Raw genomic sequence first — 12,648 nt, 5'->3', positions numbered from 1 at the left:
GCTCCGTCCTCACTTCTCGCTCATCGACCTGTAGGTAGGCACCCATGGTAAAGCTCATCGATCGCGTCTCCGCGATCAACTGGAATCGGGTCCAGGACGACAAGGACTCCGAAGTCTGGGAGCGTCTCACCAGTAATTTCTGGTTGCCCGAGAAGGTGCCGGTATCCAACGACATCCCGTCGTGGGCAACGCTGACCGCCGTCGAGAAGCAGCTGACGATGCGGGTGTTCACCGGGTTGACGCTGCTCGACACCATCCAGGGCACCGTCGGCGCCGTCAGCCTCATCCCGGATGCCATCACGCCCCACGAGGAAGCGGTGTACACCAACATCGCGTTCATGGAGTCGGTGCACGCCAAGAGCTACAGTTCCATCTTCTCCACCCTCAGCTCCACCCGCGATATCGACGATGCATTCCGCTGGTCCGAGGAGAACGTCAACCTCCAGCGCAAAGCCGAGATCGTCCTGAACTTCTACCACGGTGACGATCCGCTCAAGCGCAAGGTCGCGTCGACGCTGCTCGAGTCGTTCCTGTTCTACTCCGGCTTCTACCTGCCCATGTACTGGTCCTCGCGGGCCAAGCTCACCAACACCGCGGACCTGATCCGTTTGATCATCCGCGACGAGGCCGTGCACGGGTACTACATCGGTTACAAGTACCAGAAGGGTCTCGAGAAGGTCAGCGAGGCGCAGCGCGAGGAGCTCAAGAACTACACGTTCGAGTTGCTGTTCGAGCTGTACGACAACGAGGTCGAGTACACCCAGGACCTCTACGACGAGATCGGCCTGACCGAGGACGTCAAGAAGTTCCTGCGCTACAACGCCAACAAAGCACTGAACAACCTCGGTTACGAGGGCCTGTTCCCTAAGGACGAGACGGACGTCAACCCGGCGATCCTGTCGGCGCTCTCACCCAACGCCGACGAGAATCACGACTTCTTCTCCGGTTCGGGCTCCTCGTACGTGATCGGCAAGGCCGTCAACACCGAAGACGAGGACTGGGACTTCTAGAGATTAGTCCGCGCGTCGGGACGCTCACTCTTTCGGTGGGCGTCCCGGCGCGCGAAGGTCCTCTGCGTCCTTGGGCATTCGGCCCTTCTCGCTCAGGGCACGTCGCAACAAGAACTCGATCTGAGCGTTGGTGCTCCGCAGCTCGTCGGAGGCCCAGCGGGCGAGGGCGTCGTGCACCGCTGGGTCCAACCGCAGCAGAATCTTCTTACGTTCGACTGCCATGGCTCACTGATACAGCGATCCGGTGTTGACCACAGGTTGCGTGTCGCGGTCGCTGCACAGCACAACGAGCAGATTCGACACCATCGTGGCCTTGCGCTCCTCGTCGAGCTCGACGACGTGCTTCTCCTCCAGCTTCCCGAGTGCCATCTCCACCATTCCGACGGCACCTTCGACGATCTGCTGTCGGGCCGCGATGACCGCCCCGGCCTGCTGACGCCGCAACATGGCCTGGGCGATCTCCGGGGCATAGGCCAGACGGTTGATTCTTGTTTCGATCACCTCGACACCGGCCGAACGAACCCGTGCGTGCACCTCCTCCGACATGGCGGCGGTGATCTCGTCGGCGTTCTCCCGCAACGACATTCGCCCTTCGGCGTCGTACGGGTAGCTGCCGGCGATGTGCCGGACGGCGGACTCGGTCTGGACGGCGACGAACTCCTCGTAGTCATCGACCTGGAACGATGCCAGTGCGGTATCGGCAACCTGCCAGACGACGATGGCGGAGATCTCGATCGGATTGCCGTCGGCGTCGTTGACTTTCGATTGTCCGGTCTCGTGGTTGCGGATTCGCGTCGAGATGGCCCTGCGATACGTCAACGGATTGGTCCAGCGCAGCCCCGGCGTCCGCAGGGTGCCGCTGTACGAACTCCCGAGAAGCTGAAGAACGCGAGCCTGATTCGGTTGCACCAGCGTCAGACCCATGAGTGCGGGCAGCGACAGCACGAACAGCACGACGCCGGCCACGATGAGTCCGACCACGGTGAACACGAGCCCGAGCGCGAACGCGGCGATTCCGCCGAGGAACAGTGCGAGGCCGATGCCGAGCATCGACCAGCCGGGCAGGTCCCATCCCGGCCGCTCGGCAATGGTGGTGGTCGGGGTGCCCGTCGGCTTCTCGGCGACGGTTGCGGGTGCGGACATGAGAACCTCCCTCTCGATGGTGATACTAAAGTGATATCACATTTAGTATCGGCGAGCACTGGATCGTTGACATCGGGCACTCGTGTTGGGCGGGCGAGTCAGCGCCGGAACCACGCCGACGGCTCGCCGGCAATGGCCTTCTCGATTCGCAATCGCGAAGTGGCCGTGAGGTTTTCCGGCAGGGCATCGAGTGCGAACCAGGCGACGTCGAGGTTTTCGTCGTCGGCGACGTGTGGGGTACCTCCGGTGTATCGAGCGAGGAACGTGATGTCCAGGTACTGCGCGACGTCGCCGTTGGGGTAGGTGATCGGCTCCGTCACGTCGACACTCGTCAGCCGCACGATCGTGGCGTCCACTCCGGTCTCCTCGCCGATCTCGCGCAAGGCGGCCGGTGCAGGCTCCTCGCCGGGTTCGAGGATTCCGGACACGACGGCCCAGGTGTTGTTGTCCGCGCGCAGGGTCAGCAGTACGCGCCCGTTGTCGTCGAGGACGACGGCGCTGACGCCGGACAGCCACAGCGGTGACGTGCCGACGACACTGCGCAGGGCGCGGACGAACTCGGGAATGGGCATCGCGTCAGGAGACGTAGGCGTTCAGAGAAGCGGACAGATCGTCCAGGATGGCCCGTGCGGCGACGACGCCGCTACCCGACCACACCGTGTCGTTCACGGCGAAGACTCGGCCGTCGGTGACCGAGCCGAGGGCATGCCATGCGTCGCTGTCCATCACCTCGCGCCCGAAGGCCTCACCGTCGGGGCCCGCGAAACGCACGTAGACGATGTCGCCTTCCGCCGAAGACAGGTCGTCCGACTCGACCGAGAACGTGCCGTCGCGTTGGACCTGGGGCCGCCCGACACCGACTTCGCCGAGCACCTGGCCCGCGAACGAGTTCGGTCCGTCCACCTCGATGGAGTCCGCATCGAATCGGAGGACCGACGCCTGCGTCTGAGATGCGTCGATCTCACGACCGACCCGTTCGGCATCCGCGGAGAACGCCGCGAGTGCATCGAATCCCGACTGGCCGCGACCCAGCGCGGCGGCGGACTGCAGGAAGGTGTCCTTCCATCCCTGCTCGGTTGCGGTGAACACCGTCGGCGCGATGGCCGTCAGGGTGTCGTAGGTATCGGATCCGAGAGAATCGGCTCCCAGAATCAGATCGGGGTCGAGCGCGGTGATCGCATCGATGTCGGGTGCGCCGACCGGGCCGACGGACGGGACGGACGCCAATCCGGTGCCCAGGTACAGCGGCTGGTCTCCGTCGCCGCGAAAATCGGGGTCGATCGTGGCCGCCCCCACGACACGCTCCCAGATTCCGACCGTGCAGCTCGCGTCCAGGCCTGCGGCGTCGAGCACGACGATGCGCTGCGGGTCGGCCGGAATGGTGCTGATGCCCTCGGCATGCCCCACGGGTCGGGTGTCGCCCTCGACGCCGGTTCGGTCGAGTGGTGCGAGTTCGGGGCACAGGCCGACGGTGTCGCGGTTGTTACCGACCACACCGGCACCGGCGATGTTCGTCGTTGTGCGGACGATGGTGGACGCGTCGTCCAGTGCCTCGGAGTCCGAGCAGCCGACCAGCGCCACAGCCCCGGTCAGGCAGACGGCGGCGAGGGTGCCGATTCTGCGCGGCGCACACGAACGGGGGACTCGCGGGTGGAGTGGCAACGCGGAACTTCCTTCGACAGGTCGGGTGGTCTCACACAGTATCGGAAGGCGGCCGCCGCAGAACACCGGAACCGACGCCGTCGAGCCCTCGAAACAGGCGACGCTCGCAGCGTTGCCGGGGGTACCGGAAAGGCCGACAGCGCAGGCGGATCGCGTGATTCGGGCGCGCTCGATCGGGTCCAATACGACACACGGTAGGACCGGTTCGGCAAGCGTCGGTCCGACGGTCTACGATTCGAGGAGCGCACGACTAGATGACGTCGCCCTGTGGTTCGGGGTCGGACGCGCGATCAGGAGGATCTGTGACTGCCCTAGCGCCTAGACCCGCTCCCGCGGTGGATGCTGCTCGGCCGTTCCCGCCGAGAACGGGACCGAAGGGGTCGTTCCTGCACAAAGCAGTGACGACGACCGATCCCAAGGTGTTGGGAATCATGTACATCGCGACATCGTTCGCGTTCTTCCTCGTCGGTGGACTCATGGCGCTGTTGATGCGCGCCGAGTTGGCCGTACCGGGAATGCAGTTCCTGTCGAACGAGCAGTACAACCAGTTGTTCACCATGCACGGCACCATCATGCTGCTGCTGTACGCGACGCCGATCGTGTTCGGATTTGCGAACTACATCCTGCCGCTGCAGATCGGCGCACCCGACGTCGCGTTCCCGCGACTGAACGCGTTCTCGTACTGGCTCTACCTGTTCGGTGCATTGATCACCACGGCCGGTTTCATCACTCCCGGCGGTGCTGCCGACTTCGGTTGGACCGCCTACACCCCGCTCACCTCGGCACTGCATTCGCCCGGTGTGGGAGCGGACCTGTGGATCATGGGCCTCGCCGTCGCCGGTCTCGGCACCATCCTCGGTGGCGTCAACATGATCACCACCGTGATCTGCCTGCGCGCCCCCGGTATGACGATGTTCCGGATGCCGATCTTCACCTGGAACATCCTGGTGACGTCCATCCTGATCCTGCTCGCGTTCCCGCTGTTGACCGCAGCGCTGCTGGGTCTGGCGGCCGACCGCCACCTGGGTGCGCACCTGTTCGATCCGGCGACCGGCGGAGTGCTGCTGTGGCAGCACCTGTTCTGGTTCTTCGGTCACCCCGAGGTGTACATCATCGCGCTTCCGTTCTTCGGCATCGTCTCCGAGGTGTTCCCGGTCTTCTCCCGCAAGCCGATCTTCGGCTACTCGGGTCTCATCTACGCGACGATTGCGATCGCCGCGCTCTCGATCGCGGTGTGGGCGCACCACATGTACGCCACGGGCGCCGTGTTGCTGCCGTTCTTCTCCTTCATGACGTTCCTGATCGCGGTGCCGACGGGTGTGAAGATCTTCAACTGGGTCGGCACGATGTGGCGAGGCCAGGTGACACTGGAAACGCCGATGCTGTTCTCGATCGGGTTCTTGATCACCTTCGTCTTCGGCGGACTGACGGGTGTTCTGCTGGCATCGCCGCCCATCGACTTCCAGGTCACCGACACCTACTTCGTGGTCGCCCACTTCCACTACGTCGTGTTCGGCACCGTGGTGTTCGCGACATACGCGGGCATCTACTTCTGGTTCCCGAAGATGACGGGCCGGATGATGGACGAGGCTCTGGGCAAGTGGCACTTCTGGCTGACGTTCTTCGGATTCCACGCCACCTTCCTGGTGCAGCACTGGCTCGGAAACGAGGGTATGCCGCGTCGCTACGCCGACTACCTTCCCTCGGACGGGTTCACCGAGTTGAACATCATCTCCACGATCGGTGCCTTCATCCTCGGGGCCTCGACCCTGCCGTTCGTGTGGAACGTGTTCAAGTCCTACCGCTACGGCGAGGTCGTCACCGTCGACGATCCGTGGGGCTACGGCAACTCGCTGGAGTGGGCAACCTCGTGCCCGCCGCCGCGACACAACTTCACCGAACTGCCTCGGATCCGTTCCGAGCGTCCGGCGTTCGAGTTGCACTACCCGCACATGGTCGAACGGATGCGCGCGGAAGCGCATGTCGGGCCGGGAGCGCACGGCGGTAAGACCACCGCAGTCCTCGAACAGGCCCGCCGGGCTCCGATCGCCACCAGCGATCACGAAGGGTCCGGAGACCCGGACCCCAAGTAGTCCACAGCACAGCGAGAGCCCCTCCCGGCTACCGGGTGGGGCTCTTCGCTTGCGACAATCTCGTGGCGTGTTCGGGCTCGCTCGTCCACGACAGGTGACACGAAGACCTATCCGGCCGCTGGCCGTGCGCGAAAGGGAGATTCGGTGACTTCGAGCGACACCACAGTGCTGGTCACGGTGACTGGACCCGACAAGCCGGGCGTCACATCGGTGCTGTTCGCCGCACTGTCTCGGCACGACGTGAGCCTGGTCGACGTGGAGCAGGTGGTCATTCGCGGCAGATTGACCCTCGGTGTTCTGCTGACCTGTCCGCGCGATCCCGAAGCCTTGCAGGAGGAGCTGGAGGACGCCATGGCGACGGTCGGTGTCCACGTGGACGTCGAAATCGGCGCTGCGCAGAACGGCGGCCGCAGCCTGGCGACCCACGTCGTCGTCGTTCTCGGTCGACCGGTGACCGCGCGAGCGTTCAGCACCATCTCACGCGAGCTGGCCCGCCAGGCTGCGAACATCGACTCCATACGAGGAATTGCCGACTACCCGGTGACGGGCCTCGAATTGCAAGTGACCGCAACCGACAGCTCACCGGATGCCGATCTGCAGCTCCGTGCGGGACTGGCAGCCATCGCAGCAGGAATCGGTGTGGACATCGCCGTGGAGAGGGCCGGCATCGCGCGTCGATCGAAACGGCTCATCGTGTTCGATGTCGACTCGACGCTGGTTCAGGGTGAGGTCATCGAAATGTTGGCTGCCCGCGCCGGGCGTGAGGACGAGGTACGTGCGGTCACCGAAGCTGCCATGCGCGGTGAGATCGACTTCGCCGAGTCGCTCGAGCAGCGGGTCGCCGTGTTGGCCGGACTCGACGAATCCGTCATCGACGAAGTGGGCGAGAGCCTGGAGCTGACCGCGGGAGCTCGGACGACCGTCCGCACCCTCCGCCGCCTCGGATTCGCCTGCGGAGTCGTATCCGGCGGGTTTCGGCAGGTCATCGAAGGACTCGCTCACGAACTCGAACTCGACTACGTCAAGGCGAACACCCTGGAGATCGTCGACGGCAAGCTCACCGGCCGGGTCATCGGCGAGGTGGTCGACCGCGCCGCCAAAGCGACCGCCCTGCGTGAGTTCGCAGCACTGTCGGGAGTGCCGATGGAGCAGACCGTGGCCGTCGGCGACGGAGCGAACGACATCGACATGCTCACTGCTGCGGGACTCGGGGTTGCCTTCAACGCCAAGCCTGCGTTGCGCGAAATTGCCGACACCGCCATCTCGCATCCCTATCTGGACGCGGTTCTGTTCATCCTCGGCGTCACCCGGAACGAGATCGAAGCTGCGGACGCAGTCGACGGGGGAGTCCGCCGCGTCCCGATCCCATGACCGGCGATCCCATGACCGGCGAATCACCGCACGAGGTGACGGCCGAGCAATTCTCTGCGGACAACACGTTCCCCTCGCGCCACGCCGAGCTCGCTCGGGGGTACGGCGGGGCCGAAGATCCGGAAGATCCCTCGCAGGTCCTGGCCATGCCGTTGGTCCTGCACATCCCCAAAGTCGATCCGCCGCTGCGGAGCGAGTTGCTCGAGGCAGCGGCCAGAGCAACCGTTGCGCTGTGCCTGGACCCACGAGTGGGCGTCGGCGCGTCATGGCACGAGGCCTTCACCGAGTGGACTTCGGCTCGCATCCGAAAAGTTGCCCGCCGCGCACGCGGTGCACAGTGGCGTGCGGCGCAGGAAGTTCCGGGTGTCACGGTCGACGTCGGGGGAGCGTCGGCACGCGCCTTCGTGCCCGGTCGGGTCGGTGATCTCGATCCGCGGATCAAGCGGCTGCAGATCGGGGGGACGGACGTGTCGACCGAGGACGAACCTTCGGTCTCGCCCGGCCCCGTGCTGTGGATCGACGCCTCCCTGTCGATGACCGTGGGCAAGGCAGCGGCTCAGGTGGGGCACGCGTCGATGCTGCTGGCCGGTGCGATGAGCACGGAGGAATGCCGCGAGTGGGCGGCGTCGGGTTTCGCATGTTCGGTCCGAGCTGCGAGCCCGGAACAGTGGAGACGGGTACTGGACGACGTTCGGGCCGGACGTGCCGTGGCGGTGCGGGATGCGGGCTTCACCGAAGTGGCACCCGGCTCCACGACGGTGATCGCGGTCCCGTGATCGGAGATGGGCGGGGTCCACTGTCTCAGTATTGGCTATGCCGAAGGTATCCAGTAGGCCCGAGACTGGAAGGATGTTGACCTCACCACTGCGTGTCCTCGCCGGCCGTCGGCTTCCTGCTCGGTTGGCTGCCCTCTACGTGGGGCTCTGGCTGTACGGGGCGTCGATGTCCTTGATGATCGCCGGTGGGCTCGGCGTCAACCCGTGGGATGTTTTCCACCAAGGTCTCGAAAGCCACCTCTCGCTCAGCTTCGGGACCATCACCGCGATCACGGGGGTGGCGGTGCTGCTGATGTGGATCCCGCTGCGGCAGCGTCCGGGCCTGGGCACCGTGAGCAACGTGGTAGTGATTGCCGTTGCCGTGGACGCGACGTCGGCGATGTTGCCGCACCTCGACGGGCTCCCGATCAGAACCGTGGCGATGGTGTCGGGAATCGTGATCAACGCGTTCGCGACCGCGCTGTACATCGGTGCAGGCATGGGCCCGGGTCCGCGAGACGGGTTGATGACCGGCCTGGTGGCGAGGACCGGTTGGTCGATTCGGCTCACCCGCACCGGAATCGAGTCGACAGTGGTCCTCACCGGGTGGTTGCTCGGTGGAACGCTGGGTCTCGGGACGATTCTCTACGCGCTGGGAGTCGGTCCGCTCGTGCAGTTGTTCATGACTCACCTGCCCGCGCTGCGCAGCACCAGGACCGTCGATCCGGTCACCGATACCGTCGAACCGGGCTCCAGCGCAGTGGTATTCGACGGGACTCCGTCCACGCACGAGGAATCGAGCACCGGAACGAATCGCGAGGACGACCAACTCGGGCACGCCAACGTGATCTCGGCCGGTCCGCCGGAATGCAGGACGAGAAGCGAACTGGCATCCTCGACCTGCCCGCCGTCGGACGCATAGGAGCGGACGTCGGAACCGTCGACCCAGGCCTGGATGGTGCGCACCGAATCGTCGTTCCATCGGTCGGTGTCGAATTCGACTCCGGCAGAATCGAACCAGACGAGATCGGGGCGACCGGTCGGCGTCGCTCGCCCGGTGAAGAACTCCTGCTGACGCAGTGTCGGAGCACTCGCTCGGACACGGAGCAGTCGGCCCACGAAGCGAATCATGTTCTGATCCGCGGTGTCCCAGTCGATTGCCCACGCGTCGGCCACCGGAGCATTCTCGGGAACGCAGTAGGCATTGTTGTTGCCGCCCTGGCTGTGTCCCAGTTCGTCGCCGGCGAGCAACATCGGCGTTCCGGTGGAGAGCGTGAGCGTGGCCAGTAGGGCGCGCACATGGCGTCCTCGGGCGTCCAGTATCGACGGGTCATCGGTCTGCCCCTCGATGCCGTGATTGACCGACGAGTTGTTGTCTGTTCCGTCCCTGTTCTCCTCGCCGTTGGCCTCGTTGTGCTTGCCCTCGTAGGACACGAGATCGCGGGCGGTGAAGCCGTCGTGCGCGGTGACGAAATTGATCGACGCCCACGGCAGTCGGCCGCTGCTCGCGAACAGATCCTCGGAACCGGCCAGCCGCGAGGCGAGTTCACGGACGCCATGGTGGCCGGCCCAGAAGTTTCGTACCGTGTCGCGGTAACGATCGTTCCATTCCGACCACGCCACTCCGAAGTTGCCGACCTGATAGCCGGCACCGGTGGCATCCCACGGCTCCGCGATCAGTTTCCGTTGCGCCAGCACCGGATCGGTGGCAATGGCGGTCAACAGCGGTGCGCGAGAATCGAATCGCCATCCGCCCGGCCGGCCGAGCGTGCTGGCGAGGTCGAACCGGAAGCCGTCCACACCCATGTCCTCGACCCAGTATCGGAGGCTGTCGCACACCATCCGCACGACCGCGGGCGACGCGGAGTCGAGAGTGTTGCCGCAGCCGGTCAGATCGACGTCCGAGCCACGTCCGTCGAGCAGGTAGTAACCGGGTGCGTCGAGTCCACGCCAGCTGATCGACGGGCCGTCGACTGCGGATTCGCACGTGTGGTTGTAGACGACGTCGAGAATCACTTCGATTCCCGCGGTGTGCAACGCGTCGACCATGGTGCGAAATTCGTCGACTTCCTCCCCGCGGACAGCGGCGAAACGCGGATCCGGAGCAAAGTACGCGCCGGTCGAGTAACCCCAGTGGTTGCGCATGCCTCGTGCGCGTACACCGGGTTCGGTGAATGTGGTGTGTACGGGCAGCAACTCGACCGAGGTGACGCCGATGCGAGCGAGATGTTCGAGCACCGCGGGTTGCGCGAGTCCCAGGTACGTACCGCGAAGATGGTCGGGTACGTCCGGATGACGAGCAGTGAACGACCCCACGTGCAGCTCGTAGAGAACGGTTCGGTCCCAGGGCACGGACGGGCGCGCCGGTCGACCGCCGCGAGCAAGCGGTGCGCACACCACGGCGAGGGGGAGGTGCCCGAGCGAATCCCGAGTGCTCGGTGCCCCGAACGGATCGTCCTCGTAGGCCAACAGAGCCGACGGGTCGCCGAATTCACCGCTGATCCGACGGGCGGAGGGGTCGAGCAGAATTTTCGCACCGTTGAATCGACGCCCGGAATGCGGATCCCACCTGCCATGGGCGCGGAAGCCGTATCTGTCCCCGGGCTCGACTCCGGGAACGAATGCGTGCCGAACCCCGAAAGTGCGGGTGGTGAGCTCTACTCGCCGTTCGCCGCCCTCCGGATCGATCAGGCACACTTCGACGCCCTCGGCCTCGGGCGCGTGGACTGCAAATTGAGTGCCAGTCGACAACGCCGTGGCACCGAGGGGGAACGGTGGTCCCGGTGGATTGGAGCCCGATTCCTCGTCCACGGTCCGGTGGGCACTGGCGGGTAGATCGTGATTGAGCGACACGCGTGCACATCCTGCCGTGAATGCAGGGGCGATGTGCGGGAAGATAGGCGTCGTGTCTGAACCGGATCCCGACCTGCTCGTAGATTTCACCGACGTCGTCGTTCGCCGCGGCGGCGTGACCTTGGTGGGGCCCGTCACCTGGAAGGTGGAACTGGACGAACGCTGGGTCGTCCTCGGCCCGAACGGTGCCGGAAAGACGTCGTTGCTGCGCATCGCAGCGGCCGAGATCCATCCGACGTCGGGTATCGCCCATGTTCTCGGTGAGGTGATGGGCAAAGCGGACGTCGCCGAACTTCGGCCGCGGATCGGGTTGTCGTCGTCCTCGTTGGCCCATCGCATTCCGGCCGACGAACTCGTGTCCGATCTGGTCGTTTCCGCCGGATACTCCGTGCTGGGGCGGTGGCGCGAGAAGTACGACGCCGTCGACACCGAACGCGCTGTGGAGATGCTCGAGAGTCTCGGTGCCGAGCATCTCGCATCTCGCACGTACGGCACCCTCTCGGAAGGCGAACGCAAAAGGGTTCTCATTGCGCGTGCGTTGATGACCGACCCCGAACTTCTGCTGCTCGACGAGCCTGCTGCGGGCCTCGACCTCGGCGGTCGTGAGGAATTGGTGGCTCGGCTGGCCGACATCGCCGCCGACCCGGATTCCCCCGCCACCGTGCTGATCACCCATCACGTGGAAGAGATCCCGCCGGGGTTCAGTCACGCGTTGCTGCTCAAGGAAGGCGGAGTGGTGGCACAGGGCCTGGTGGACGACGTCGTCACCGCCGAGAATCTGACCGAGGCGTTCAGTCAGTCGATCGCACTCGATCGCGTCGACGGTCGGTTCTTCGCCCGCCGCACTCGCGCTGCCGGCGCGCACCGTCGCTAGCGACGTACCGCCGGGTCCCGCCGCGCTGCGCAGCGGTACCTTGCCGATATGAGCTCGAAGAGTGCTGCCGATCTCGTCCCAGCGCGTGATGCCTCGACGGTCATCTTGATTCGGGACGGGCGTTCACGTCCCGAGATCGAAGTGTTTCTTCTCGAACGAGTCGGCGGAATGGCGTTCGCGGGTGGCATGACCGTGTTCCCCGGTGGCGGCGTCGACCTCTCCGACGCGGCAGCGGACGTCCGCTGGGCAGGTCCGCCGCCGTCGTGGTGGGCCGAACGCTTCGGAACCGACGAGGGCAAGGCGCAGGCCCTGGTGTGTGCTGCGGCGCGCGAGACGTTCGAGGAGTGCGGCGTCCTGTTGGCCGGCTCGACGCCGGATTCCGTGGTTGCCGACACTTCTCCGTTCGCTGCGGAGCGGGGCCGTCTCGAGCGTCGTGAGCTGTCGTTCGCCGAATTTCTCACCGCACACGACCTCGTCCTGCGATCGGATCTGCTGCGGCCGTGGTCGCACTGGATCACTCCGGTCGGCGAAGCGCGACGGTACGACACCCGGTTCTTCGTCGCCGTGCTGCCCGAGGGACAGAATGCGGACGGTGAGACCAGCGAGGCGGCGTCGGTCAGCTGGCGCTCGACCGGCGAGGCACTGGCGGATTGGCGCTCGGGACACACGATCCTGCTGCCGCCGACCTGGAGCCAGTTGGATGCCCTGTCTCGGTTCGACACCGTCGCGGAGGTCGTCGCGGACGAACGCGAGATAACCCCGGTCCTTCCTGTATTGACCCGCGAGGACGGCACCGTACGAGTGTTCTTCGACGGCGACGAGGCCTATTACGCCGGAACGCGACATCCCTGGTCCGATCGCAGGCACGACGCCCGGTAGCCTTTCGG

General features: G+C 65.4%; 11 protein-coding genes. 6 read left to right on the top strand and 5 right to left on the bottom strand.

Translation table 11 applies throughout. The features are described from left to right. Positions 1–44 precede the first annotated feature (44 nt). The gene (nrdF, locus tag MTX34_RS00210) at positions 45–1,010 is read left to right on the top strand and encodes a class 1b ribonucleoside-diphosphate reductase subunit beta (RefSeq protein WP_008717549.1); all 966 of its coding nucleotides are present in this window, start codon (positions 45–47) and stop codon (positions 1,008–1,010) included. Between the two features lie 24 nt (positions 1,011–1,034). Here the strand turns inward: nrdF and MTX34_RS00205 are convergent, their stop codons facing one another. From MTX34_RS00205 to MTX34_RS00190, 4 genes are all read right to left on the bottom strand, one after another. Further along, on the bottom strand, positions 1,035–1,232 hold the full coding sequence (locus tag MTX34_RS00205) for a hypothetical protein (RefSeq protein WP_243608053.1): 198 nt from the start codon (positions 1,230–1,232) through the stop codon (positions 1,035–1,037). 3 nt (positions 1,233–1,235) lie between these two features. Beyond that, the gene (locus tag MTX34_RS00200; protein WP_243593460.1) at positions 1,236–2,153 is read right to left on the bottom strand and encodes an SPFH domain-containing protein; all 918 of its coding nucleotides are present in this window, start codon (positions 2,151–2,153) and stop codon (positions 1,236–1,238) included. Positions 2,154–2,251: 98 nt separating this feature from the next. After that, on the bottom strand, positions 2,252–2,725 hold the full coding sequence (locus tag MTX34_RS00195; RefSeq protein ID WP_243608052.1) for an NUDIX domain-containing protein: 474 nt from the start codon (positions 2,723–2,725) through the stop codon (positions 2,252–2,254). A 4-nt stretch (positions 2,726–2,729) separates the two neighbouring features. After that, positions 2,730–3,815: an iron-siderophore ABC transporter substrate-binding protein gene (locus MTX34_RS00190; RefSeq protein ID WP_243608051.1), complete on the bottom strand. Its 1,086-nt coding sequence runs from the start codon at positions 3,813–3,815 to the stop codon at positions 2,730–2,732. Positions 3,816–4,117: 302 nt separating this feature from the next. Here MTX34_RS00190 and ctaD point away from each other — a divergent pair, with 302 nt between their 5' ends. The 3 genes from ctaD (at position 4,118) to MTX34_RS00175 (ending at position 8,055) form a co-directional block, all read left to right on the top strand. Further along, the gene (gene ctaD / locus MTX34_RS00185; RefSeq protein ID WP_243593457.1) at positions 4,118–5,908 is read left to right on the top strand and encodes a cytochrome c oxidase subunit I; all 1,791 of its coding nucleotides are present in this window, start codon (positions 4,118–4,120) and stop codon (positions 5,906–5,908) included. Between the two features lie 144 nt (positions 5,909–6,052). Next, positions 6,053–7,279: a phosphoserine phosphatase SerB gene (gene serB / locus MTX34_RS00180; RefSeq protein ID WP_243593456.1), complete on the top strand. Its 1,227-nt coding sequence runs from the start codon at positions 6,053–6,055 to the stop codon at positions 7,277–7,279. After that, complete coding sequence (locus tag MTX34_RS00175) at positions 7,276–8,055, top strand: aminoacyl-tRNA hydrolase (protein WP_243608050.1); 780 nt, start codon at positions 7,276–7,278, stop codon at positions 8,053–8,055. The genes serB and MTX34_RS00175 overlap by 4 nt, the downstream gene beginning before the upstream one ends. A gap of 666 nt (positions 8,056–8,721) precedes the next feature. Here the strand turns inward: MTX34_RS00175 and glgX are convergent. Further along, on the bottom strand, positions 8,722–10,845 hold the full coding sequence (gene glgX / locus MTX34_RS00170) for a glycogen debranching protein GlgX (protein WP_243608430.1): 2,124 nt from the start codon (positions 10,843–10,845) through the stop codon (positions 8,722–8,724). 73 nt (positions 10,846–10,918) lie between these two features. Between glgX and MTX34_RS00165 the strand changes: the two genes are divergently transcribed. Both MTX34_RS00165 and MTX34_RS00160 read left to right on the top strand, forming a co-directional pair. Further along, positions 10,919–11,761, top strand: a complete 843-nt coding sequence (locus MTX34_RS00165) for an ABC transporter ATP-binding protein (protein WP_243593454.1) — start codon at positions 10,919–10,921, stop codon at positions 11,759–11,761. A gap of 48 nt (positions 11,762–11,809) precedes the next feature. Further along, on the top strand, positions 11,810–12,640 hold the full coding sequence (locus tag MTX34_RS00160) for an NUDIX hydrolase (RefSeq protein ID WP_243593453.1): 831 nt from the start codon (positions 11,810–11,812) through the stop codon (positions 12,638–12,640). Positions 12,641–12,648 lie beyond the last annotated feature (8 nt).

Source organism: Rhodococcus sp. ARC_M5 (assembly GCF_022810405.1).
Taxonomy (GTDB): domain Bacteria; phylum Actinomycetota; class Actinomycetes; order Mycobacteriales; family Mycobacteriaceae; genus Rhodococcoides; species Rhodococcoides navarretei.
Note: the sequence above shows the minus strand (reverse complement) of the source record. Positions and strands in the feature narration are given on the sequence as shown.

Excerpts from the sequence above, each read along its gene's own strand:
- nrdF (WP_008717549.1), top strand. The coding sequence starts at position 45 with ATGGTAAAGCTCATCGATCGCGTCTCCGCGATCAACTGGAATCGGGTC.
- MTX34_RS00205 (WP_243608053.1), bottom strand. The coding sequence starts at position 1,232 with ATGGCAGTCGAACGTAAGAAGATTCTGCTGCGGTTGGACCCAGCGGTG.
- MTX34_RS00200 (WP_243593460.1), bottom strand. The coding sequence starts at position 2,153 with ATGTCCGCACCCGCAACCGTCGCCGAGAAGCCGACGGGCACCCCGACC.
- MTX34_RS00195 (WP_243608052.1), bottom strand. The coding sequence starts at position 2,725 with ATGCCCATTCCCGAGTTCGTCCGCGCCCTGCGCAGTGTCGTCGGCACG.
- MTX34_RS00175 (WP_243608050.1), top strand. The coding sequence starts at position 7,276 with ATGACCGGCGATCCCATGACCGGCGAATCACCGCACGAGGTGACGGCC.
- MTX34_RS00165 (WP_243593454.1), top strand. The coding sequence starts at position 10,919 with ATGTGCGGGAAGATAGGCGTCGTGTCTGAACCGGATCCCGACCTGCTC.
- MTX34_RS00160 (WP_243593453.1), top strand. The coding sequence starts at position 11,810 with ATGAGCTCGAAGAGTGCTGCCGATCTCGTCCCAGCGCGTGATGCCTCG.